The following is a 23,214-nucleotide window of genomic DNA, read 5'->3' as shown; positions in this document are numbered from 1 at the left end:
GGATCCGTGTTCCGAATCCTCTTCTATACCCCGGAAATCCCCGGCAATACGGGAAATGCCATCCGGTTGGCCGCTGTCACCGGTGCCGAGCTCCACCTGGTGGAACCGCTCGGATTTGACCTGGAGGATTCCAAACTCCGCCGTGCCGGCCTCGACTACCACGACCTGGCGGTGCTGCATGTGCACAAGTCGCTCGATGATGCCTGGGCAGCGCTGCGGCCGGAGCGCGTGTACGCGTTCAGCACCGACGGCGAAGCTTCCTACACCGACATTGCCTACCGTCCCGGCGACATCCTGCTCTTCGGTCCGGAGTCGGTGGGCCTTCCAGAAGCGGTCAAGCACGATCCGCACGTCACCGCCCGGCTCCGGCTCCCCATGCTGCCGTCGCTGCGCTCGCTGAACCTGGCCAATTCCGCGTCCATTGCCCTCTACGAGGCCTGGCGGCAGAACGGGTTTGCCGGGGCCAAGATCTAGCAACATCCCTACCCAAAGGAGGCACCGTGCCAGAATCCCACGCCGAACAGACGGCCAATGAAGCAGCAGCAGCGGAATTCGAACAGCTCTCGCCGGCGCTGTGGAATCCGATGGGCAACGCGCTGGCCACCGCGGCGGACCTGCAGCCGGGTGACCGCGTTCTCGATGCCGGGTGCGGCGGCGGGGCAGCGACCGTCCCGGCGGCGCAGCTGGTCGTTCCGGACGGCTGCGTCGACGCCGTCGATCTGGCCGGCGCGCCGCTGGCCGTGGGCCAGGCCAAGGCCGATGCGCTGGGCCTGGGCAATATCCGGTGGACCCAGGCCGATGCCGCCGCGTGGACGGCGCAGCAGCCTTACGACGCTGTCCTCTGCGGCTACAGCTGCTATTTCTTCGACCGGATGGACCACGCGGCGGCCCATCTGGCCCGGCTGCTCGTGCCAGGCGGGAGGCTGGCGCTCAGCACCTGGGCCAGCGGCGCCCACGAGCCGTTCGCCTCGATCCTCCACGGCCTGTGCGCGGCTGCCTCCCCCGGCCTGGCCAACCCCTTGGCGCCGCTTCGGGAAAACATCGCCCGGCTGGACTCCGCCGCCAAGCTGCGCGACTGGCTTCAGGCCCTCGGTCTGGAGGACATCGACGTCCGCGAGGTGTCCCTGCGTGTGCCCCTCGACGGCTCCCTGGCCTGGTCGATGGTGCTGGGGACCGGCTACCGCCGGCTGCTGCCGGAGGACCCCGCCGCACTCGGCGAACTGCGCCGGAATTTCCTGGCTGCCTTAGGCGAACGCCACGAGTTCAATGCCGATTCCCTCATTGCCGTCGGCAGGACACCGGCTCCTTGACCTTGACGCCACGTCAACTTCTACGCTGGGACCATGCACCAGGAAACAGCCGCCGGCTGGTCGATATCGGAAGTCGCCAGGATGTCCAAGGTGTCCTCCCGGACGCTGCGGCACTATGACCAACTGGGCCTGCTGCTTCCCGCCTGGACCGCAGCCAACGGCTACCGCTACTACGGCCCGGCCGAAGTCCGCCGCCTGCAGCGGATCCTGCTGCTGCGCGAACTCGGACTGAGCCTGGGCACGATCGGCGAAGTCTTGGACGGCCAGACGGACGAAAGGTCCGCACTGGCGGTGCACCGCGACTGGCTGCTCGCCGAACGGGACCGGATGGCACGGATGGCCCGCACCGTAGCGCGCACCATCGAGGCAATCGACCAAGGAGAAGAAATGGAAGCACAGGACATGTTCACCGGATTCGACGAGAATCCGTATGAAGAAGAAGCCATCGCCCGCTGGGGGAAGGAAGCGGTCGAGGCTGGCAAGGCCAGGCATGCAGGCTTGTCCACCGCCGACAAGGAGGCGCTGGCGAAGGAAGCCGCGGACATCAATGCAGAGCTGGCCCGCTGCATGGAAGCAGGTCTGCTGGCCGACGACCCGGCCGTCCAGGCCGCCGTCGAACGCCACTACCGCTGGGTCGCTTTCCATTGGACCCCGAACGCCGACAGCTATGTCGGCCTGGGCATGATGTATGTCGAGGACGCCCGCTTCACCAGTTTCTATGACACCGTCATGCCGGGGCTGGCCGCCTACCTCCTGGAAGGCATCAAGGTCTACGCCGCGGCACGGCTGCAGCGGCAGTAGTCAGAAGCCGGCGATCGTCCCCGGATTGTTGACGCTCACCACGTGGAAGGCCTCCACGCTGCGGCCGTCGTCGAAACCGGCCTCGCGGCCGCGCTCGACGAGGGCAGCGCGCACAAAAGCGTCCATGGCCTCCGGATCCGGATGCTGGCTGAAGTGGCTCCGCAGGGCCAGCAGCTTCGCATCAACATGCCTGGAGACGTCGACGAAGTGATTTTCGCGCGCCGTGGGCCCCGCATAAAACCACAGCCACGGGACCTTGTATGCCTCCAGGCCGGAGGCGGCCAGTTCCGGGAATGCGAAGGGGTTCTCGACGGCGGGATAGATGGCCCGGGTGACCGCCTCACCGCAGGCCAGGTGGTCCGGATGGCTCTTCTGCAGGCGTTCCCAGTTGCGGTCCGGGCTCATCGACACCACGATGTCCGGGCGGATCCTGCGGATCAGGCGGACGATCTGTCGGATCAGTTCGTCGTTGACCTGCAGGTAGCCGTCCTGATGGCCCAGGAAATGCAGGTCCGTGACGCCGACGGCGGCGGCGGCCTGGCGCTGTTCCTCCAGCCGGATTTCGGGGATGAGGCCTCGCTCGGTTTCGTCGAAACCGCCGGCATCGCCGTCGGTCATGATGCAGTAGCTGACCTGGACGCCGGCAGCTGTCCAGGCGGCCACCGTACCCGCCGCGCCGAAATCCACATCGTCCGGGTGGGCGCTGAAGACCAGCACACGCTCCACGGACTGCACCTCCGGGTCGAACAGCACCACGCCGCCTAGCCCCGGCGCCGCTTGATTTCGGCCGCCGCCTGCGGCAGCACCTCGAACAGGTCGCCCACAATGCCGAAGTCCGCGATCTCGAAGACCGGCGCATCCTCGTCCTTGTTCACGGCCACGACCACCTTGGCCGTCTGCATGCCGGCCTTCTGCTGGATGGCTCCGGAAATGCCGGCCGAAATATACAGCTGCGGCGAGACCGTCTTGCCCGTCTGCCCGATCTGGGCGGCATGCTCGATCCAGCCTGCATCCGTGGCGGCCCGCGAGGCGCCGACGGCTCCGCCGAGGGCATCGGCCAGTTCCTCGATCGGCCCGAAGTTGCCGTCGACGCCGCGGCCGCCGGCAACGACCACACTGGCCTCAGTCAGCTCGGGCCTGCCGCTGGCGGGCTTTTCCGTGCGTCCGGTGATCCGCGCCGCGGGGCCGGCGCTGCCGGTTTCGATGCTGATGCGCTCCGGAACGGTGGGGGCTGCAGCGGGCCGGGGCTCGACCGTGTTGGGCTTGACCGTGATGATCGCCGTGCCCTGGGCGCGTGCCTTGACGGTGTATGAGCCAGCCAGCACGGACTTGGTGGCTGCCAGGTCCGGAGCCACCTCCACTGCGTCGGTGATCACGCCGGAGCCGAGCTTGATCCCCAGCCGGGCCGCGATCTCCTTGCCTTCGAAGGTATTGGGCAGCAGGACCGCTGCCGGGGCCGCCTGCTCGGCGATGCGCGCCAGGTACGCCGCCTTGGGCGCCACCAGGTACTGGTCCAGATCGGCCGCGGTGGGCTGGTAGATGGCGGTGACGCCATACTCCGCCAGTGCCGCAGCCGCAGCATCGGCAAGTTCGCCGTTGAAGGCAACAACCGGTTCACCGACGGCGCCGGCGATGGTCAGCAGCTCCAGGTGGGCCTTGTGCAGGGATTCGCCGGGCGTATCGATGAAGACAAGTACGGGAGCCATGCTCCGAACTCCTTTGGGTGCTCGTCCCCGCAGCCTGCGGGGACGTGGGACGGTTCTCGGACGAATACGGGGGCGGTCAGAGCATCTTGTGCTCGGCGAGGAAATCCACCAGGCGGATGCCGGCGTCGCCCTCGTCGGTGATGATGGTGCCCCGAGCCCGCGGCGGGCGCGGCTCGGCGGTTTCGACGGCGGTCCAGGCACCTGCCAGGCCGACCTCGGCCGGGTCCACTCCGATATCCGCCAGCGAGAGCGTGGTGATCTTCTTCTTCTTTGCCGCGATGATGCCCTTGAAGTTCGGGTAGCGCGGTTCGTTGATCTGGTCCGTTACGGACACCACGGCCGGCAGCGGCGCTTCGACGGTGTCGGAATGGGTGTCGCCGTCACGGCGGGCAATCACCTTCGTGCCGCCGTCGTCCCCGGTCACTTCCAGGGAGGCAGCGAAGGTGACCTGCGGCAGCTGAAGCCGCTCGGCCAGCTGGGCCGGCACCAGGGACGTCTCGCCGTCGGTGGAGGCCATGCCGGTGAGCACGAGGTCGACCGGACCGAAATCCGTGCTGCCCAAATAGCGGATGGCGGCGGCAAGGGCCAGGGAAGTTCCGGCGGCGTCGGAGCCGGCCAGCGCGTCATCGGTCAGGTGCACGCCCTCGTAGGCGCCGATCTGCAGCGATTTCTTCACTGCGTTCACTGCCCCTGCAGGGCCCATGGTCAGGGCGGCGACCTTGTTGCCGCCCTTGGCTCCGCCGCGGGCCTCGCTGAGCTGCAGAGCGGCTTCCAAGGCGTATTCGTCCAGTTCGGAGAGGATGCTTTCCGACCTGTCCATGGTGTTGCCGGGGCCGGTGAGGTGGCGGTCGAACTGCGCATCCGGCACATGCTTGACCAAAACCACGATCTTCAGGCCCGGGTTAGCTGTTTGCTGCATTGAACGCCTTTCATCCCTCGGGCACCGCCGCAGGGATAGATGAATCGAATTGCCTTCGGTTGCCTGCCCCTACCGTTGCAGGCCGGGGAGGGCAACCAGTCCAAGCTAATCATATTGACGCGGCGGAGGCCGCCTTTAGCGGCAGGGGCGCCCTCCGTCGCCAACTGCCAGCCGCTGCAGCGTCACACAGCGTTGCGCAACGTCACAGGGCGGGGCGGGGCGCCACAGAGCGGCCGGGGCGTCATATGACGCACCCGCACGCGGCTGATAACACCGGCTACTGCTGTGGGCTGTCCCCCACGGTGACATCCGTGGTTTCGCGCGAGCCGTCCCGCAGATAGCTGATCTCCACAGTTTCGCCCTCGGGCTGCTGCCGGACCGCTGCGGTCAGGGCCTGGCCGTCCTCGATGGGCAGCCCGGCGAAGTCAACGATCACATCGCCCGCGCGCAGGCCCGCATCGGCAGCCGGAGATCCATCCGTCACCTCGGCAACCTCCGCACCGACCGAGAACCCGGTATTATCCGACGATCCCTCCGACGCCGCCGGCGTCACGCTGACGCCAAGGAAGCCATGGGTGGCCCGGCCGTTGGCGATGAGTTCCGAGGAAATGCGCTTGGCGTAGTTGATCGGAATGGCGAATCCGACGCCGATGCTGCCGCTTTCTTCGGTAGCGGAGGCGATGGCGACATTAACGCCGATGATCTCGCCGTTCGAATTGACCAGCGCGCCCCCGGAGTTGCCGTGATTGATGGCCGCGTCCGTCTGGATGACATTGAGATAGACCGACCCCTGGTTCTGGCTCTGCTGCTGCCGGGACCCGTCCGGCGGGATGAAGTTGAAGCCGTCGCCGTCCTCGCCTTCCGGAGCATCGAGCTGGTCCTCCGGCACGGCGGAGGAGGAGACAGCGATGGTCCGGTTCAGGGTGGAGATGATGCCGTCCGTCACCGTTCCGCTCAGGCCCAGCGGCGCTCCGATGGCCACCGCGGTGTCTCCGACATTGATATTTCCCGAATCGCCGAGCTCGGCCGGGACCAGGTTCGGTGCATCGATCTTGATCACCGCCAGGTCGGACAGTGGATCCGTGCCGACCACCTGGGCCTGGTGGACGCGGCCGTCGTTGGTCCGGACCTCGATCGCAGGATTGCCAGTCTGGCCTCCGAGCGTCACCACGTGGGTATTGGTCAGGATGTGGCCCTCGCCGTCGAGGATGATCCCCGAACCGGAGCCGCCCGAGCCGCCGGCACTGACGCCGATGGTCACCACGCTGGGCGAAGCCTTCTCAGCCGCCGCAGTGATGGCAGTGACGCTCTCGGTGTTGTTCACGATGACGCTGCGGGGAGCGCCCCCGGCCGACGTGGAGGCCTGCTCCGGGCCGTCGCTCAGCGCCGTGATACCGCCGGCTACCCCGCCGCCGACAAGTCCGGCCACCAGCATCCCGGCCACCAGCGTTCCGGTGCCGAAGCGCCTACCGGCCGCTGCCTTCCCGGGCTGATGGCCTGTTCCGGATGAGCCGAAGGCGCCATAGGACTGGCTGCCATAGGCGGCGCTGTGTCCGCCCTGATGTGCGCCCTGATGTGCGCCTTGGGCCTGGCCGTAGCCTCCATAAGTCGGCTGGCCATAGCCCGGCTGGCCTTGGGCTGGGCGGCCGTAGGTCGGCTGGGCGTAGGCTGGCGGAAGCTGGCGGGTCGTCTCTTCTTCGCGCGGCGTCCGGGAGGAACCGAAGGTATCACCGGACGGCGGAGTCGCCGGCCGGGGAGGGAGCGGGCGCTGAGGTCCGAACTGGCTACCGCCGTTTTCAGTCATTGGGCATCCTTTCCATTCATGGCTCCTCCACTATGCCAGCGCATTCTGTGCCGAGAAGCGATGTTGGCTGGAAGCTTGCTGTGAATTAGCAGTAAAGCCGTCCGCGGAGTACGCATCCAACGGGCCCGCCGCCTCCCGGTGGACGCGCCACAGGGCGCACCATAGAATCAAAATCGGGTGGGCCGGAGCCCATTTTCGTATTCCCAGGAGGATACCCGGGAGGGTAGCAGGAGAATCCATGGGAGACGTTGGCCGACGATGCCGAAGGGTGCTACATGCGATCGATGACCAGGAGAACGGCGGCCGTTGCGGGTCTGACCATCCTCTTCCTTGCCCCCGCCGGTGCAGCCACTGCGGTGCCCCCGGTGGATATTCCGCCGGGAGAGTTCCTTGTCGATAACGCGGATGTGCTGGGCAACCGCACGGGGGACGTCGAAGAGGCGATCGCCAACGTCCAGGAAAGCGAAGGCTTCACACTGTACGTGGTCTACGTGGACAGCTTCACCGACCCTGCGGACCGGGAAGCCTGGGCCCAGGAGGTCATCCGGAACAAGAACATGGGCAGCCGCGAAGCCCTGCTGTCCGTCGCCACCGAGGACCGGCAGCTCAACGTTGCGACCAGCAACTCCAGCCCCATCACGGCCGAGCAGCGGGACAATGTCGCGGCGGCGGCCACGGACCCGCTGGTGGGCCAGAGCAGCTTCGACGCCGATGATTGGGCGGCCGCGGCCATCAATGCCGCCGATGCCCTGGAGGATGCCGCAGGCGGCGGGAGCGGAACCGTATCCTCCGGCGGCGGCGGACTGGCCCCCGCGCTGCTCGTCGGCGGCGTCATCGCCGTCGGCGGCGTTGGCACCTATCTGTACATGCGCTCGCGGAAGCAAAAACAGCACGTTGACCGTGACTATGAAATCCAGACCGGCCCCGACGGCATGCCCCTGGATCCCCTGGCCGCCATGAGCGTCGAAGAACTGCGCCGCCAGGCCGGCAGCCTGCTCATCGCCGCCGACGATGCCATCAAGTCCAGCGAACAGGAACTGGGGTTTGCGGAAGCCCAGTACGGCAAGGAGGCCGTCAAGCCGTTCGGCGAGGACATTGCGGCGGCCAAGGCCCACATGATGGAGTCCTTCAAGCTCCAGCAGCAGCTCGATGACCACATCCCTGACACCGAAGAACAGCAGCGCGCCTGGCTGGGCGACATCATCCGCAGGTGCGAGGCCGTGAACCAGTCCCTCCAGGAGCACAAGGCGGACTTCGACGCACTGCGCCAGCTCGAGAAGAATGCCCCGCAGGCCCTGGCCGCAGCACAGACCGCAGGCCGGGATGCTGCGACGAGGGTCGCTGCAGCCGGGACCCAGCTCGAGGATCTGCGGACGCGCTATGCGGACAGCGCCCTGGCCCAGGTGGCCGATAATGTCGACCAGGCCAATGAACGTCTCGCCTTCGTCCGGAATGCTTCAGAGACCGCGGAGGAGAAGCTCGCGTCCGGCGACACCAGCGCCGCGGTGGTCGCGGTCCGCGCAGCGGAAGAGAGCGTCCACCAGATGAATGTCCTGCTCGAAGCGATCGACCGGACAGCGCACGATTTGGAGGCGGCCCGGGCGGAAATGGACCGGGCAGTGTCGAATGCCGCCCAGGATCTGGCCCATGCCAGGGCGCTGGTGGCCAATGGACAGAACCCGGAACTTGCCGGTCCCGTGGCCGCCGTCGAAGCCACCCTGGCAGCAGTCCAGCGCGAGGTGCAGGACGGCCGGATCGACCCCATGGCCCTGATGCAGCGGATCGAAAGCGCCCATGGCCAGCTGGACGCGTCGCTGGGCGGCATCCGCAACCAGCAGGAGCAGGTCCAGCGGGCAAGAGAAGCGCTGCACTATGCGATTATGTCCGCGCAGGCCCAGATTTCCGGCACGTCCGATTACATCAGGGCACGGCGCGGCGGCGTCGGCAGCCAGGCCCGCACCCGCCTGGCTGAAGCCGAACGGAACCTCGACTACGCGCTCCAGATCCAGCACAGCGATCCGGTGTCTGCGCTCTCCTACGCCCAGCAGGCCAATGCCCTGGCTGCCCAGGCCGCGCAGATGGCGCAGCAGGATGTCGACGGATTTGCGGGCATGGGAGGCATGGGCGGCTTCGGCGGCGGTGGCATGTTCGGCGGCCGGCGCGGCGGCGGCGGCTTCGGCGGCGGATTAAGCGGGGCCATCCTGGGCGGGATCCTGATCGACTCCATCCTGCACGGGGGGCATGGTGGCGGACACGAGGACGGCGGCGGATTCTTCGGAGGCGGCGGCTTCGGCGGCTGGGGCGGCGATGGCGGCTTCGGCAGCAGCGGCGGCGGCTTCGGCGGAGGCGACTTCGGGTCCTCGGGCGGAAATTTCTGACCGTATCAACGACAGCAAACAGCAGATCGAAAGGTTACATCATGGTTAAGCAGTCCATTTTCGGCCGCATGGCCCAACTCGCCAAGGCCAACATCAACGCCCTCCTGGACCAGGCAGAAGATCCCCAGAAGATGCTGGACCAGATGGTCCGTGACTACAGCAACAACATCGCGGAGGCCGAAAGCGCCGTGGCGCAGACCATCGGCAATCTGCGCATGCTGCAGGAAGACTACAACGAGGACCTTGAAAGTGCCCGGAGCTGGGGCAGCAAGGCCCTGGCGGCCAGCAGGAAGGCCGACGAGTTCCGCGCCGCCGGCAACGACGCTGATGCACGGAAGTTCGACGAACTCGCCAAGGTCGCAATCCAGCACCAGATGAACTCGGAAAACGAGGCCAAGGGCGCCGAGCCGACCATCGCGTCCCAGAACGAAATCGTCGAAAAGCTCAAGACCGGTCTGAACCAGATGAAGACCAAGCTCAACGAACTCACGCGTAAGCGGGATGAGCTGATCGCACGTTCCAGGACGGCCCAGGCGCAGGCCCAGGTGCAGGACGCGGTCCGCAGCATCGACATCATGGACCCCACCAGCGAGGTCAGCCGCTTCGAGGACAAGATCCGCCGCGAAGAGGCCAAGGTCCGCGGCGCGGCCGAACTGGCAGCCTCCAGCCTGGACGCCCAGTTCGAGTCGCTCGAGGATCTGGGCGAGCAGACGGAGATCGAAGCCCGCCTCGCCGCGCTGAAAGCCGGCGGCACGGCCCCCTCTGCGCTGCCATCAGGCCAGCAGCAGTCAGCACAGTCCCCTGCCAGCAACCAGTAGTCCGCCGGCAGCCCCTCAGGACGGCAGTCGCCAGGACCTTTCCGGAGCCGGTGGGGCAGCAACCGCTGTCCCACCGGCTCCGGCTCCACGCGGTGCTCAGTCCCGGCGCTGGGACTTCGAGCGGAGCATCAGCGGGCCAACGACCCAGAGGATCAGCAGTACTAACGCCAACACCGCCGCGACCACAATACCGGCGCTTCGTCCGACGACCAGGTCGAAGATTAGCCAGCAGGTTCCCATCAGGACCAGCCCCAACAGCAGGAGGGTTCCGCGCAGAATACGGTCCGTGTTCCGGACCAGGACTTCCCGGATATGGCGGCGGAAGAAGATCCGGTGCATCGACACCGACGTCAGCAGCACCACAGTCGTCAGGGCAGACAATATGACCAGCACCAGGTAGACAACGACCTGGAAGTCATCCAGCTCGGAGAATCGTTGCTGGAACGGCAGCGTCAGCAGGAATCCGGTGATGATCTGGATGCCTGTCTGCATCACGCGCAGTTCCTGAAGCATCTCCTGCCAGTTGCGGTCGAGTTTCTCCACCGGCGACTCCGGCCGCTCGTCGTCCACAAGATGATCCAGCGGGCTGTCGCGGTCCTTGGAATCCTTCGCCATGCTGACAGTCTAGGCGCCGGAGGATGCTCCCGGCGGTTAAAGCAGCAGGTCCCTGCCGGGCATAATGCCTGGCAGGGACCTGCTTTTCGTTGCGGGGAGAGGATTTGAACCTCTGACCTCTGGGTTATGAGCCCAGCGAGCTACCGAACTGCTCCACCCCGCGGCGCGATATAAAACTATACCGGCCGCGGGAGTCCGAAGCAAATCAACGGAATCAGCGCGTCGGGCCTTCTCCAGCCTCCCAAGCTCGGCCGGGCCCTGCGGCCCTAGCTGCCCGTCGTCGGTTCCGGCGACGCCCCCTCGGTGGGCTGCGCACCGCCGTCGGCCGGGGCTCCCCCGGCCTCCTCCAGCCGCGCCTCCGCATCAAGGGCCCGTTGGAGGGCGCCGTTCAGCTTGGACTGGGCCTCGCCGTAAGCGGCAAAGTCACCGCTGGCCAGAGCCGCCTGGCCCTCCTGGATGGCAGCGTTCGCCTCGTCCAGGGCCGCCTTGAGTTCGGCCCGGGCGGTGGCCTCGACGGGAGTATCCGTCTCGGTCGGTGCCGTCGGATCGGCAGGCGCACCCCCGACATTCCCGGAATCACCGGTGACCGCACCGGATTCGCCGCCGAAGACCTCATCCAAGGCCTCGTCGAGCGTCGGCGCGAACCCGACTTCCTCGCCCCAGGCGACCAGGACGCGCCGCAGCGTCGGGTACGCCGTCTCACCCGTCGATTGCACGTAGACCGGCTGGACGTGCAGGACGCCTCCGCCAACCGGAAGGGTCAGCAGGTTGCCGTTGATCACGTCGGAAGCGCCCTGGCGAAGCAGGTTGAGCTCCTGCGAGACCTCCGTGTTGGAGTCGAACCGTGCCTGGGCCTGGCCCGGTCCCGGAACGGCCGTCGATCTGGGCAGTTCCAGGAGCCTGAGCGTGCCGTAGTCCTCCGACTTCACGCCCGGTTCACCGGTACCGGCATCCGCCTCGGCAGCGAGGAACCCATACAGCACGTTCCGCTGCGCAGCGCCCTGGGTGACCTGCGGAATGAACGACGACGTCAGCGAGAAGGCCGGGGCTTCCTGCCCTGGCATCTGCAGGGACATGTAGAACGGAGGCTGCTTGACCTCCTGGTCCGCCACCGTCGGATCGTTCGGTACGCTCCAGGCGTCGTTGTTCTGGTAGAAGGCCCCCGGATCCGTCACGTGGTACTGGCCAAGCAGTTCGCGCTGGACCTTGAACAGGTCCTCCGGGTAGCGGACGTGGTCCATCAGGGAAGCGGACATTTCACTGAAGGGCTTCAGAGTCGTCGGAAAGACCTTCTGCCAGGCCTTGAGCAGCGGGTCCTGGTCGTCCCACGCGTACAGGTCCACGGAGCCGTCGTAAGCGTCGACGGTGGCCTTGACCGCATTCCGGATGTAATTCACCTCATCGGCAGGCAGCGGCACGGTGCGCCCGTCCGCCGTCAGAGAATCCCGGGTGGCGGATGCCAGCTGCTGCTGCGTCGAATACGGGAAGTGCTCGCTCGTGGTGTAACCGTCCACGATCCACTTGACCCGGCCGTCGATGATCGCCGGATAGGCGTTCCCGTCCACCGTAAGGTAGGGTGCGACCTTCTCCACCCGCTCGCGCGGATCGCGGTCATACAGAATCTGCGATTCCGAATTGACGGCGTCGGACAGCAGCAGGTCCGTGGACTGGAACTTCAGCGAGTAGACCAGCTTATTGAAGAAATTGCCGACCCTGGGTCCGCCGTCGCCGGTGAAAGTGGTCCTGGCGTCCGTCTGCGCATTCTCGTCCTGGGGACGGTCAAGCTCCTGAGGGTCCCTTCCCTCCGGCGCACCGACGATGGAGTACTCGGGCGACGACTGGCCGAAGTAGATCCGTGGCTCGTAGGTGCCGTCATTGGCGAGTACCCCGGTGGACGGAATGCCGGAAAGCATGAACTCCGGACGCCCGTCCGCCGCGACCTGGCTGCCGTAGGCCGCGACCACCCCGTAGCCGTGGGTGTAGACGATGTGCTGGTTGAACCAGGTGTCACTGGGGTTTGGGTTCAGCTCGCGGACTGCAATGACCGTGTCCCGGACTTCGCCGTCAACCTCGTAACGGTCGATGCTGAGCGTGTCCGGGAACTGGTAGTACGGACGGAACTGCTGCAGCTGGCCGAAGGCCGCGGAGACGAGGTTGGGATCGAGCAGGCGGATGTTTGCGGTGGTCTGTGCATCCGCTTGGAGTGCCCCCTGGGTGGCTGAGACCGTCGCGTCGTATGGCATGGTCTGGACGTCGTCGAGCCCGTAAGCCTTGCGCGTCAGCTGGATGTTCCGTTCGATGTACGGCCGCTCCAGGGTCTGCTCCGAGGGGCGGACCTGGTACTGCTGGATGACGAACGGATACACACCGCCGGCCAGGATTGCGGTGATGATCAGCATGGCGGTGCCGATGACCGGCAGCCGCCAGCGGCCGGTCACGGCCGCGACGATGAAAAGCACTGCCACGATGACGGCAGCGACGGCCAGGATCGCCTTCGTGGGGATGACCGCGTTCACGTCGGTGTACAGCGCGCCGGTCCACCTTCCGCCGGTGCCTTCAAGCGTGTTGTACCGGTCGAGCCAGTAGTTGACCGCCTGCAGGAGCAGGAACAAGGTCACGAAAACAGCAATGTGGATGCGGGCGGCGGAGCTGGTGAAGACGCCCTTTTCCTCCAGGCGGACGCCGCCGTAGAGGTAGTGGGTCAGCAGGCCGGCAATGCCGGCGATCACGACGACGCTCATCAGGAAGCCGACGACGAACCCCAGGAACGGCAGGGTATTGAGGTAGAAGCTGAAATCCAGGTTGAACTGGGGATCGGTTTCCCCGAACGGTTCCTGGTTGAAGAACAGCAGCACCTGCTGCCACTGCGAGGCCGCCGCAGTGCCGGCGAAGCCCGCGAAGACCACCGGAATGCCGATCATCAGCAGCCTGCGGATGGGCTCCAACTGGCTTTGATACCGGTTGAGGTTGTCCTGCAGCGCGCTGTCGGGTGCGTAGACGGGACGGGACTTGTACGCCATCCGGAGGCTGGCATAGATGGCTGCGCCCATCACCAGGAAGGCAGCGGCAAACACGGCCAGCTTCGTCCCGTTTTCCTTCAGGAAGACTTCCAGGTAGCCCAGTTGGTTATACCACAGGATGTCCGCATAGATCTGCGAGAAATAGACGAACCCGACGACGAGCACGCCCACCACGATCAGGGTCGGAATCAGGGCGCCCGGGCGGCGCTTGGTCAGGGTTGTTGGCCCGCTTGGCCTGCTGTCACTAGGCCGATCTGCTCCGAAAGTCACTCGTTACCTCATCAGTTGGCGCGTCTCATCAGGGCGGCCCGCACCTGGCTGCAGACGCGGTCTCCATAAGAGCCACGATTGAACAAGCGTGCAGGTTCCATGAACTTCCATTCTGCCCTGCCCGCGCAGGCATCGGCCAACCGGAGGCGTGTCCGCCGCCGAATGTGGCGGGATTGTGACCGACGGCTGGGTCAGGCCGCGCTGCAGCGCGGCAACGAGGACGTGTCGCCGCCGGATCCGGCGGTTTCGACGGCGGTGATCGCCTCCTGGAGCGTCTCCACCTTGAACACTTCCAGCCCTGCGGGAACATTTCCCACGACTTCGTTGCAGTTCCCGGCGGGGGCCAGGAAATATTCGGCTCCGGCGTTGTGGGCGCCGACCATCTTCTGCGCGATGCCGCCGATCGGTCCGACCTCGCCGGCGGAATCGATCGTGCCGGTTCCAGCGAAACGGTCTCCCCCGGTCAGCTCACCGGGGGTGAGCTTGTCCACGATACCCAGCGCGAACATCAGTCCAGCGCTCGGTCCGCCCACGCGGTCAAGTTCAATCTGAACGTCGAAGGGGAACTCGAAATCGGTCGCCAGCATGACGCCCAGCTGGTAAGTGTCGTCGTCCGATTGCCGCGGCGTCACTTCCTCGGTGACTTCGGCCCCGTCCCTGCGGACGGTGATCTGCACGGTTTCCCCGCCGCCGGCGTTCAGCTCCTCGCGCAGGAAGTCGAGACCGGACACCTCGGCGCCGTTGACCCTGAGGATGACATCGTTTTCGCGCAGCCGGCCTTCGGAGGCTGAGTCCTCCGTAAAGCCGACCACCGACAGTTCCTGGCTGTAGTCGATTCCCTGCTGACCCAGTGCCGCTGCAATGGCCGATTCCTGCGATGAGGTCATGGCTAAAGTGTTCTGCTCCTGAACCTCCGCCTCGGTTGTTCCGGGGGGATAGACCAGTTCGACCGGTACCACGGACTGGTTGGGATCCATCCACGCACGGAAGGCGTCGAAGACAGTGATGCGGCCGTTCGGCCCGCCGGCGACGTATACCGTGGTCAGCGACAAGTCGCCTGAGGTCTCGAAGCTTTCATGGCCGTCGATCTGGATGAGCGGTTCATTGTTGACCTCGCCGATCGTGTTGAACGTCGGCCCCGGCGACTCGACCACGTACGGAGCAGGCAGCATCAGCGCGGCGGCCCCCAGGACCACCGCAAGCACGCCGGAGACGGCCATGGCCATCGCCCGCGGATCACGGGGCGGCTGCGCCTGGGCCGATTCGTGTACCTGCACTGTGTTTGCTTGGCTCAACACTCCATCTTTCCGGCCGGACGCTGCTGTTTTCCCCATCCAGCCTACGCCCCGGTTCCCTGGCTCCCCCGGCATTGGCAGGTTTTCACGGTAACCTCCCAGCCGCCGTCGTTCCTTGGAAGTGGCGGCCCGGGAGCGCGGCGGGACGAATCCAGCGGCCGCTTTGCCTACAGCGAACTATGCCGCCCCAGCGCGACAACGCCGCCGCGCTGCCGGTAACGTTGAATCCACCGGCGGTCCCAGGTCGTTCCCGTGCGCCGGTGACCAGCAGCCAGTACTCTCCAGGATCGGTGGTATCCATGACCTCCAACCCATCCAATGAAGGCGACACGCCCAAGGATCCACTGTCGGAAATGTTCGCCAAGCTCTTCGGCGGTGCCGGCGCGGGTGGAATAGATCCCCGGGAACTGGCCAAGGCCGCGGGCCTTCCTTCAGACCCGAACGCGCTGGCCATGATGTTCCAGCAGATCCAGGCGATGATGAGCGCCCCCAGCGAGGGGCCGGTGAACTGGCAGCTGGCGCACGAAAGCGCACGCCGGGTCGCGGCCGCGGACAACGACCCGTCGGTCAGCGCGCAGCAGCGCAGGGATATCGATGAAGCACTGCGCCTGGCGGAAATCTGGCTTGACCCGGTCACGGATTTCGCCGGTACCGGACTGAGTGGCCGGGCCTGGTCCCGCGCCGAATGGGTCGAGGAGACCCTGGCAACGTGGAAGCGACTGACCGAACCGGTGGCCAACAGCATCGCCGCGGCACTGTCCAATGCACTGAGCGAACAGCTGCCCGAGGAAATGAAGGCCATGATGGGCGGCGCCCAGTCCATGCTCCAGAACATGGGCGGGGCGATGTTCGGCATGCAGCTCGGCCAGGCCGTCGGCGCCCTGTCCAAGGAAGTGGTCAGCTCCACCGACATCGGCCTGCCGCTCGCCGGCTCCCAGATGGCGCTGCTGCCGGCGAACGTGGCGGCGTTCGGGGCCGGCCTCGACGTTCCCGATGCGGAGGTCCGCCTCTTCCTGGCGGTCCGCGAGGCCGCCCATGCGCGGCTGTTCACCCATGTGCCGTGGCTGCGTGGGCATCTGCTGGGCGCGATCGAAAGCTACGCCCGGGGCATCCATATCGATATGACGAAGATCGAGGATCTGGCCCGGGACATCGACCCGGGCAATCCGGAATCCATCCAGAGCGCGCTGTCGCAGGGCGTTTTCATGCCGCAGCGCACCCCGGAGCAGGATGCGGCGCTGTCCCGGCTGGAGACCGCACTGGCACTGGTCGAAGGATGGGTGGACGAAATGACCGCCGCCGCCACCACGAACCTGCCGTCCGCGCCGGCCCTGCGGGAGACCGTGCGGCGCAGGCGTGCCACGGGCGGGCCGGCCGAGCACGCTTTCGCGTCGCTGGTGGGCCTGGAACTGCGTCCCCGCCGGCTGCGCGATGCCGCCACGCTGTGGGCCCAGCTGAAGAAGGACCGCGGCATCGAGGGCCGCGACGCCGTCTGGCACCACCCCGACCTGCTGCCTACGCCCGAGGACCTGGACGACCCGGCGGGCTTCAGCTCGCGGCGCCAGCTGCTGGAAGCCACCGAATCCGAAGTGGACGCGGCGCTGGAGCGGCTGCTGTCCGGCGGTTTCGACACGCCGGAGGAACCGACCGGGGAACAAGGTGCCGGGGAACCGGATGCCGGGGGTCAGGGCGAGGAGCCGGACAGCACGCCCAAGGACCCGGAAGACGGCGGTCCTGAAGGCACGGGCGGTTCCGGACGGTAACGCGCCGGCCGGACAAACGACGGCGGGACGAACGACGGCGGCCGGGGGGCCGCTCAGTCCTCGCCGACCTCGCCCGACAGGCCGCGGGAGCTGGCAAATGCCGCCCCGGCCAGGAACGCCTTGGCGGTTTCGGTTTCCGGGTAGCTCTCGAGCAGGCGCCAGAAGTCGGGGCCGTGGGATGGCACGATCAGGTGCGCCAGCTCGTGCAGGATCACATAGTCGACCACCCAGGCCGGCATACCCTGAAGCCGGTTGGACAACCGGATCGTGCCGGTCGCCGGGGTGGCTGAGCCCCAGCGCGTTATCTGGTTTCCGACCCACCGGATGCTCCGGGGCCGCGCCCGGCCATTGAGATAGCGCCGGGACAGTTCCATGGCCCGGTCCATCAGCCGGTCACCGGTGCCGTCAGGATAGGACTCACCTGGAGCGGCCGGCCCGGCATAGCCGGATCCCGCAGGATCTGTGCGGTTCTCCAGCTTGGCCAGCATCCGGACCACCCATTCCGCTTCCTGGGCCTCGCTGAAGGCAGCCGGAATGGAGATGACTGCGGTCCCCTCCCGCCAGGCCGCGGACACGGTACGCCGCCGCCGGGCGGAACGCCGGACTTCAACGGGTTGGCCGCCGCTGGTGGTCCGCGGAACAGAGAACGCACCCGGGCCTGGGGCAGGTCTTTGAGGCATAGTCCGAAGGTACCGCGAAATGCCCACTTGTCGGCAAATCCCTGTGGAAAACCCCTGGCGCCGCTCCTCCTGCATGCCAGCATGAAACAAGCTGCTGCGCGGATAGGAGTCGGCATGGAAAACAACAACGGCGTCAAAATCAATGCGGGGCTGCGCGTCCTGGCCCATTCTCCGACCTGCCTGCAGATCGGCACCGGAGCTGTGTCCATCATCGTCGACGGCCTGACCGCCGCGGACCATCGCTTCATCGGCGAGCTTCGCCGCGGCGTCGCCCAGCACGCCGTCGCTGCCGTGGCCGGAACATGCGGACTGCCGGACGGACGCGCGGAGGCCCTGGTCGAAGCTCTGGGTCCGGTGCTGGTCGAAACCGACGCCGCCGCCGTCCCGCTGGGCGGCCTGCGCGGAGACCGGTTGGAACCGGACGCCCGCCTGTGGTCGGCCGGATACCAGTGCGACGGTCACGCCGTCGTCGCACGCCGGACACGCGCAGTTGTCCAGGTCGTCGGCCTGGGCAGGACCGGCAGCGCCATCGCCCAGGCGCTGGCGGCCGCTGGTGTCGGAACACTTATCCTCGATGATCCCGCCACGGTTTCCCCGTCGGATGTCGGAGCAGGATCGTACCGGCTGGCCGACGTCGGCATGCCCCGGGTCCAGGCCACCCGACGGCAGATCCGCCAGATCGACCCGACCGTGCAGACCCACGCGCTCCGGATGCGCGGCGGTCCACTGGCCCCGGCGCCGGGCACCGGCCCGGGCCCGGCACCCGGTGCGGCCTCCGGCCAGGCGGCCACGGTGGCACCCCGGACGCTGGATCTGGCCATCTGCGTTGGCGGCGCAGCAGCGTCACGGTCCATCTGCGGCTACCTCATGCAGGCCGAGGTTCCGCATCTGGCCGTACTGCTGCGGGAGCAGGACTGCCAAGTCGGGCCTCTGGTAGTTCCCGGCGCAGGGGCCTGCCTGGACTGCGTGGACCGGCATCGGGCCGGGACGGATCCGGCCTGGCAGGCCGGCTGGGAGGATCAGCCCACGGCCGACCGGGACGGCCGGGCGCTTCCGTTCGGCGAGGTGACGCAGTCCATCGCAATCGCCGGGCTGGCAGCGATGCAGGCCCTGCTGTTCGTGGATGGGGTCAACCAGCCCAGTGCCTGGTCGGCCGTCTGGCAGCTGCGTTCCAGCGACGGGCTGTTCACGCGGCGGACCTACAGACCGCATCCGGACTGCGCCTGCCGCCTGCAGGGCGCGGCCAAGGAGGAGGTTGCCTAGCCGCACGGCCGGACAAGGGCCCGGCTGCCTCAGTGCGAGGCTAGTACCCGCAGCACCGCTTCACCGTAGCGTTCAAGCTTGGCCGGTCCCACCCCCGCCAGCGCGGACAGCTGCTGCAACGATTCGGGCCGCGCCTCGGCAATGGCCACGAGTGTAGCGTCGGTGAACACGACAAACGCCGGGACGGAGGACTCCTGGGCCTCCTCCAGCCGCCACTGGCGAAGCGCCTCAAAGGTGGCTTCGTCATAACCGGGAGGGCAATCGCCGCACCGGCCCACCTTCCGTTCCGCCGGCGTCGTAAGCATACTGCCGCAGACACGGCACTTCGCCGGCGCGGCCGGCTTGCGCTGCGTGCGCGTACGGCCGGGACGGACTGCGGAGGCCTCGCGCGCCGTCGGCGGCCGCAGTCCGTCCAGGAAGCGGGACGGTCTGCGGGTGGCCCGGCCGCCGGGAGTGCGCGAGGTTGACCAGGAGAGCGCCAGGTGGATACGCGCACGAGTGATGCCAACGTAGAGCAGCCGGCGTTCCTCATCGACGGAGTCGGGGGTATCGGCAAAGGAGATCGGCATCAGCCCTTCGCTCAGTCCCACCAGGAACACGGCGTCCCACTCCAGCCCCTTGGCAGCATGCAGGGACGCGAGGGTGACTCCCTGGACGGTCGGCGCGTGCTGCGCCGCCGCGCGTTCTTCCAGTTCCGCGGCGAAATCCGCCAGGGTGAACTTCGATCCCGGCTGGGCGGTCCGGGTGACCTGCAGTTCGTCGGCCAGCGCCACGAGCGCAGCCAGCGATTCCCAGCGCTCGCGCACCGCCCCGCCGGACTGCGGTGCCTGCTCGGAGTAGCCCAAGGAGACGAGGATGTCCCGCACCAGCTGCGGGACCGGGTCGTCCCCAACCGAACGCGCCGCGGCCCGCAGCTGAAGCATCGCCGAACGGACCTCCTTACGCGCGAAGAACCGTTCACCGCCGCGCAGCTGGTAGCCGATCCCGGCCGCGGCGAGCGCCTGCTCGTAGGCCTCCGACTGGCCGTTGGTGCGGTACAGGATCGCGATCTGGCTGGCCTGGACCCCCTCGGCCATCAGCTTCCTGATCCGCTGGGCGACGTCGGCAGCTTCGGCCTCGTCGTCGGGATATTCAGCGAACGACGGCGCCGGCCCGGCCGGGCGCTGGGCGATCAGCTCCAGCGGGGTCGGCCAGGTGGAGGGACCGGACTGCCTGCGCGTTTCCGCCGTGCGGGCAGCCAGCAGGCCGTTGGCCAGCTGGACGACCTGCGGTGTTGAGCGGTAGTCGCGTACGAGCTTGACGACCTGGGCGTCCGGGAACCGCTCGGTGAAGCGCAGCAGATGCTTGGAGGTGGCACCGGTGAAGGAGTAAATGGTCTGGCTGGCATCGCCCACGACGCACAGTTCCTGCCGCTCCCCCAGCCACAGGTCCAGCAGCCGCTGCTGCAGCGGCGAGACGTCCTGGTATTCATCGACCACGAAATGGCGGTACTGGGACCGCACTTCGGCAGCCACCTTGGCGTCTTCCTGCAGAATGCCGACGGTGATCAGCAGGACATCTTCGAAGTCGATGACATTGCGGTCCATCTTGACGTCTTCGTACGCCTGGAACAGCCGGGACACAGTGGTGAGGTCGAATCCTGCCGGTTCCGCCCGGCCCGCAGCCGCCCGGACATAGCCTGCCGGGGTCAGCATGGAGACTTTGGCCCATTCGATCTCCGCCGCCAGATCGCGGATCGCCGCGCGGTCCGTGCTGAGCCGCAGCCGCCTGGCGGCTTCGGCGATCAGCCCGGCCTTATGCTCCAGCAACCCGGGCAGCTGGCCGCCGACGGTCTGGGGCCAGAAATACTGCAGCTGGCGCAGTGCTGCGGCATGGAAGGTCCGGGCCTGGACCCCGCCCACGTCCAGGTCGCGCAGCCGGGTCCGCATTTCCGCTGCGGCCCGTGCCGTGAACGTGACGGCCAGGACCTGCTGGGGCTTGTAGACCCCGGTATGGACACCATAGGCGATGCGGTGGGTGATGGCCCGGGTCTTGCCCGTCCCGGCGCCGGCCAGCACGCAGACCGGCCCGGTCAGCGCCGTCGCTACCTGGCGCTGTTCATTATCCAGGCCCGAAAGGATCCGCTCTTCAAGCCCGGTCACTGCTGGCGCACCTCCGCTGCCGCCTCCGCCAGGGGACCGCCGTACCAGTGCTCGATCAGCGAGCGGGCGATGGATACGCCGCTGGCAATCCGGATTTCCCCGCTGGCCACGGCCTGTGCCAGCTCCTCCCGGGTGAACCACCGGACATCCACGATCTCGACGCCGTCCGGCCGGGTTTCGGTGCTGCTTGCCTGCGCGGTGAAGCCGACCATGAGCGAGCAGGGAAACGGCCAGGGCTGGGAGCCCATGTAGCGGGGTGAATGGACTTCGATGCCGGATTCCTCGGCAACTTCCCGGATCACTGCCGCCTCCAGCGACTCTCCGGGTTCGACGAAGCCGGCCAGGGTGGAAAAGCGGTTGCCGGCCCATTGCTTCGACGATCCCAGCAACAGGCGGTCCTGCTCGTCGACCACCGTGACGATGATGGCCGGATCGGTGCGCGGATAATGCTCGCTGTTGTCCGCCGGGCAGCGCCGGACCCAGCCGCCCTGTTCCGGCTCGGTGCGGTGTCCGCAGCGGGGACAGTGCGTGTGCGTTGCATGCCAGTTGGCGATCGCGGCTGCTTCCACGAACAATCCGGCATCCCGCGGGGACAACCCCAGGGCCACCTCCCGCAGTCCCAGCCACTCGGCGTCGGCCGCTGAATCACCGACCTCCGAATCGGCGACCGGCGCGGGGAGCGCGGCCAGCACGATCTCGGTGCCGGCCGGTTCGGGACCGGATCCGTCGAGCGTGCGCCCCAGGTACACCGGAAGGGCGGGGAGCCGGCGTCCGGCCGTATCCAGCAGGAGGAGCCCATTGTCCCGGACCGGCGTCCTGCCGCCGGCGATGTACATCACCTTGGTGCCCGGCTTGCCCCACAGGTCCTCGATGAGGCCGTCTGCGCCGCGGCGCTCGCATCCGCGGTCGACAGCACTGCGCGCCAGCGCCAGCGGTCCAAGTGGGGGAACTGCGGTGGCCGGCGTCGTACTGCTCATGTCTCTACCGTACTGACTCCCGCCCCCAATTCGCATTTCGGGTGCGGAGCGCACATTGTTCTGGCGACTCGCCGCCGTCGGACAGGCCGAAGCGGCCCTTGGCGCTTTACGGTGGAGGGTGTGAAACGCACACCCATGGAACTGGCAGCAATTGCTAGCGCCGCCGTGCCTGGGCTCGCTCCCACCGGCGTCGCCGGCCTCCCCGACGACACCGCCGACTTCGATTCGGCGGTACTTATTGACGACGCCGGAAAACAGTGGCGCGTCCGCTCCCCCAAGCATGCCGAAGCCAGCATGCGGCTGGAGACGGAACTACTGGTCCTGCGCGGCTTCAATCCGGGCGTCCGGGCCGACCTGCCGTTCAATATGCCCTCCGTTGCCGGCACCGTGCGGCTGGGGGAACTGACGACTTTCGTGTATTCGCATTTGCCCGGCTTCGCCCGGGACGTGGACGTGCTGGTGGCAGAGGGCGGAACCATTCCGGCCGAAATCGGCCGCGCTATGGCAGCCATCCATGACCTGCCTCCCCAGATCGTCCAGAACGCGGACCTGCCCAGCTACACCGCCAACGAGTTCCGCCAGCGCAAGCTCAACGAACTGGACCAGGCGGCCACCACAGGCAAGATCCCTTCCGTCCTGCTGCGCCGCTGGGAGCACGCGCTGGAGGATGTCTCCCTGTGGCGCTTCAATCCCTGCGTGGTCCACGGCGACCTGCACGAGGACAATCTGCTGCTGTCCGCCGGCCGGGTCACGGCCGTTACGGGCTGGACCGACCTGCGCATCGGTGATCCCGCCGACGACTTCGCCTGGCTGATCGCCGCCAATGAGTCGTCTTTCGCCGACACGGTGCTGAAGGCGTATACGGCGGCCCGGAAGGAAACCCCCGACCGCCACCTGCTGCGCCGCGCGGCGTTGTCCGCCGAATTCGCGCTGGCCCAGTGGCTGGTTCGCGGCCTGGCCGCGCAGAACCAGCAGATGGTCGAGGAAGCCGAGGAAATGTTGGCGACGCTGGAGGCGGACATCATCGCCCACGAGGCCTCCCCGTCGCCCGCATCCGGCATCGGTCCTTCCGGCAGCGGTCCCGCCGCTCCCCCAGCACCTGCCGCTCCCCCAGCATCTGCCGCGGGCAGCGCTGCGAAACCGGTTGCAAACGCCACCGCGGCCGCTGCCCCTGCCCGCGGCATGGCCGGCGGTGCTGCGGACACCGGTCCCATACCGAGCAGCTCCGCTGCCAACAGCACCCCGACGGCCGCCAACAGCACGCCGATAAGCGGCAGGCCGCGGACAGCGACCGAATACGGTGCCGTCTTCCGCAAGGCCCAGGGGCAGGGCGGCAAGGGAAAGCCAGCGGGAATGGCCGAGCCAGCGATTACTACGGTGGCGGACGCCGGCCCGGTGTCCGCGGTGGACACTGTGACCACGGCGATGCCTGTCGTCCGGCACCTCGGCTAGCC

General features: G+C 67.4%; 18 protein-coding genes and 1 tRNA gene. 8 read left to right on the top strand and 11 right to left on the bottom strand.

The features are described from left to right. Window positions 1–6: 6 nt before the first annotated feature. Genes AC5RWU_RS03165 through AC5RWU_RS03155 form a run of 3 tightly spaced genes read left to right on the top strand, consistent with a single transcriptional unit; the run spans window position 7 to window position 2,111 of the window. A complete protein-coding gene (locus tag AC5RWU_RS03165) occupies window positions 7–474 on the top strand; it encodes a tRNA (cytidine(34)-2'-O)-methyltransferase (RefSeq protein ID WP_494027990.1) in 468 nt (155 codons plus the stop codon). A 26-nt stretch (window positions 475–500) separates the two neighbouring features. Then, window positions 501–1,310, top strand: coding sequence for a class I SAM-dependent methyltransferase (locus AC5RWU_RS03160; protein WP_494027991.1), 810 nt, complete (start codon window positions 501–503; stop codon window positions 1,308–1,310). 33 nt (window positions 1,311–1,343) lie between these two features. Next, complete coding sequence (locus tag AC5RWU_RS03155) at window positions 1,344–2,111, top strand: MerR family transcriptional regulator (RefSeq protein ID WP_494027992.1); 768 nt, start codon at window positions 1,344–1,346, stop codon at window positions 2,109–2,111. Here AC5RWU_RS03155 and AC5RWU_RS03150 read toward each other — a convergent pair whose 3' ends face one another. The 4 genes from AC5RWU_RS03150 to AC5RWU_RS03135 all read right to left on the bottom strand — a co-directional run bounded on the left by AC5RWU_RS03150 (window position 2,112) and on the right by AC5RWU_RS03135 (window position 6,540). Next, window positions 2,112–2,867, bottom strand: a complete 756-nt coding sequence (locus AC5RWU_RS03150) for a PIG-L deacetylase family protein (protein ID WP_494027993.1) — start codon at window positions 2,865–2,867, stop codon at window positions 2,112–2,114. A 5-nt stretch (window positions 2,868–2,872) separates the two neighbouring features. Continuing rightward, window positions 2,873–3,817 carry an electron transfer flavoprotein subunit alpha/FixB family protein gene (locus AC5RWU_RS03145; protein ID WP_494027994.1) on the bottom strand — a complete coding sequence of 315 codons (945 nt, stop codon included), beginning with the start codon at window positions 3,815–3,817 and terminating at the stop codon, window positions 2,873–2,875. 76 nt (window positions 3,818–3,893) lie between these two features. Further along, complete coding sequence (locus AC5RWU_RS03140; RefSeq protein ID WP_494028137.1) at window positions 3,894–4,712, bottom strand: electron transfer flavoprotein subunit beta/FixA family protein; 819 nt, start codon at window positions 4,710–4,712, stop codon at window positions 3,894–3,896. 301 nt (window positions 4,713–5,013) lie between these two features. Next, window positions 5,014–6,540, bottom strand: coding sequence for a S1C family serine protease (locus tag AC5RWU_RS03135; RefSeq protein ID WP_494027995.1), 1,527 nt, complete (start codon window positions 6,538–6,540; stop codon window positions 5,014–5,016). Window positions 6,541–6,824: 284 nt separating this feature from the next. Between AC5RWU_RS03135 and AC5RWU_RS03130 the strand changes: the two genes are divergently transcribed. Both AC5RWU_RS03130 and AC5RWU_RS03125 read left to right on the top strand, forming a co-directional pair. Beyond that, the gene (locus AC5RWU_RS03130) at window positions 6,825–8,918 is read left to right on the top strand and encodes a TPM domain-containing protein (RefSeq protein ID WP_494027996.1); all 2,094 of its coding nucleotides are present in this window, start codon (window positions 6,825–6,827) and stop codon (window positions 8,916–8,918) included. A gap of 41 nt (window positions 8,919–8,959) precedes the next feature. After that, the gene (locus AC5RWU_RS03125; RefSeq protein WP_494027997.1) at window positions 8,960–9,736 is read left to right on the top strand and encodes a PspA/IM30 family protein; all 777 of its coding nucleotides are present in this window, start codon (window positions 8,960–8,962) and stop codon (window positions 9,734–9,736) included. A gap of 96 nt (window positions 9,737–9,832) precedes the next feature. Here the strand turns inward: AC5RWU_RS03125 and AC5RWU_RS03120 are convergent, their stop codons facing one another. The 4 genes from AC5RWU_RS03120 to AC5RWU_RS03105 all read right to left on the bottom strand — a co-directional run bounded on the left by AC5RWU_RS03120 (window position 9,833) and on the right by AC5RWU_RS03105 (window position 14,918). Continuing rightward, window positions 9,833–10,351 carry a DUF6328 family protein gene (locus AC5RWU_RS03120; protein ID WP_494027998.1) on the bottom strand — a complete coding sequence of 173 codons (519 nt, stop codon included), beginning with the start codon at window positions 10,349–10,351 and terminating at the stop codon, window positions 9,833–9,835. Window positions 10,352–10,440: 89 nt separating this feature from the next. Next, window positions 10,441–10,514 (bottom strand) — tRNA-Met (locus AC5RWU_RS03115). 103 nt (window positions 10,515–10,617) lie between these two features. Next, complete coding sequence (locus tag AC5RWU_RS03110; RefSeq protein ID WP_494027999.1) at window positions 10,618–13,641, bottom strand: UPF0182 family membrane protein; 3,024 nt, start codon at window positions 13,639–13,641, stop codon at window positions 10,618–10,620. 191 nt (window positions 13,642–13,832) lie between these two features. Beyond that, the gene (locus AC5RWU_RS03105) at window positions 13,833–14,918 is read right to left on the bottom strand and encodes a YlbL family protein (protein WP_494036895.1); all 1,086 of its coding nucleotides are present in this window, start codon (window positions 14,916–14,918) and stop codon (window positions 13,833–13,835) included. 317 nt (window positions 14,919–15,235) lie between these two features. Here AC5RWU_RS03105 and AC5RWU_RS03100 point away from each other — a divergent pair, with 317 nt between their 5' ends. Continuing rightward, window positions 15,236–16,699: a zinc-dependent metalloprotease gene (locus tag AC5RWU_RS03100; protein WP_494028001.1), complete on the top strand. Its 1,464-nt coding sequence runs from the start codon at window positions 15,236–15,238 to the stop codon at window positions 16,697–16,699. A 53-nt stretch (window positions 16,700–16,752) separates the two neighbouring features. On the opposite strand, the gene AC5RWU_RS03095 is transcribed toward AC5RWU_RS03100, so the two are convergent. Continuing rightward, the gene (locus tag AC5RWU_RS03095) at window positions 16,753–17,379 is read right to left on the bottom strand and encodes a M48 metallopeptidase family protein (RefSeq protein ID WP_494028002.1); all 627 of its coding nucleotides are present in this window, start codon (window positions 17,377–17,379) and stop codon (window positions 16,753–16,755) included. 114 nt (window positions 17,380–17,493) lie between these two features. On the opposite strand from AC5RWU_RS03095, the gene AC5RWU_RS03090 reads away from it, so the two are divergent. Further along, complete coding sequence (locus AC5RWU_RS03090; protein WP_494028003.1) at window positions 17,494–18,642, top strand: ThiF family adenylyltransferase; 1,149 nt, start codon at window positions 17,494–17,496, stop codon at window positions 18,640–18,642. A gap of 29 nt (window positions 18,643–18,671) precedes the next feature. Here the strand turns inward: AC5RWU_RS03090 and AC5RWU_RS03085 are convergent, their stop codons facing one another. Together AC5RWU_RS03085 and nudC are read right to left on the bottom strand one after the other, a co-directional pair. Continuing rightward, complete coding sequence (locus tag AC5RWU_RS03085; RefSeq protein WP_494028004.1) at window positions 18,672–20,783, bottom strand: ATP-dependent DNA helicase UvrD2; 2,112 nt, start codon at window positions 20,781–20,783, stop codon at window positions 18,672–18,674. Next, window positions 20,780–21,760, bottom strand: coding sequence for an NAD(+) diphosphatase (nudC, locus tag AC5RWU_RS03080; RefSeq protein WP_494028005.1), 981 nt, complete (start codon window positions 21,758–21,760; stop codon window positions 20,780–20,782). Before nudC ends, AC5RWU_RS03085 begins: the two co-directional genes overlap by 4 nt. A gap of 120 nt (window positions 21,761–21,880) precedes the next feature. Between nudC and AC5RWU_RS03075 the strand changes: the two genes are divergently transcribed. Continuing rightward, the gene (locus AC5RWU_RS03075; protein ID WP_494028006.1) at window positions 21,881–23,212 is read left to right on the top strand and encodes a macrolide 2'-phosphotransferase; all 1,332 of its coding nucleotides are present in this window, start codon (window positions 21,881–21,883) and stop codon (window positions 23,210–23,212) included. Window positions 23,213–23,214 lie beyond the last annotated feature (2 nt).

It is taken from the genome of Arthrobacter sp. B0427-1-12 (assembly GCF_059092905.1).
Note: the sequence above shows the minus strand (reverse complement) of the source record. Positions and strands in the feature narration are given on the sequence as shown.

Coding starts and splice junctions, on each gene's coding strand:
- AC5RWU_RS03095 (WP_494028002.1), bottom strand. CDS start 17,379: ATGCCTCAAAGACCTGCCCCAGGCCCGGGTGCGTTCTCTGTTCCGCGG.
- AC5RWU_RS03100 (WP_494028001.1), top strand. CDS start 15,236: ATGACCTCCAACCCATCCAATGAAGGCGACACGCCCAAGGATCCACTG.
- AC5RWU_RS03145 (WP_494027994.1), bottom strand. CDS start 3,817: ATGGCTCCCGTACTTGTCTTCATCGATACGCCCGGCGAATCCCTGCAC.
- AC5RWU_RS03130 (WP_494027996.1), top strand. CDS start 6,825: ATGACCAGGAGAACGGCGGCCGTTGCGGGTCTGACCATCCTCTTCCTT.
- AC5RWU_RS03090 (WP_494028003.1), top strand. CDS start 17,494: ATGGAAAACAACAACGGCGTCAAAATCAATGCGGGGCTGCGCGTCCTG.
- AC5RWU_RS03135 (WP_494027995.1), bottom strand. CDS start 6,540: ATGACTGAAAACGGCGGTAGCCAGTTCGGACCTCAGCGCCCGCTCCCT.
- AC5RWU_RS03120 (WP_494027998.1), bottom strand. CDS start 10,351: ATGGCGAAGGATTCCAAGGACCGCGACAGCCCGCTGGATCATCTTGTG.
- AC5RWU_RS03125 (WP_494027997.1), top strand. CDS start 8,960: ATGGTTAAGCAGTCCATTTTCGGCCGCATGGCCCAACTCGCCAAGGCC.
- AC5RWU_RS03155 (WP_494027992.1), top strand. CDS start 1,344: ATGCACCAGGAAACAGCCGCCGGCTGGTCGATATCGGAAGTCGCCAGG.
- nudC (WP_494028005.1), bottom strand. CDS start 21,760: ATGAGCAGTACGACGCCGGCCACCGCAGTTCCCCCACTTGGACCGCTG.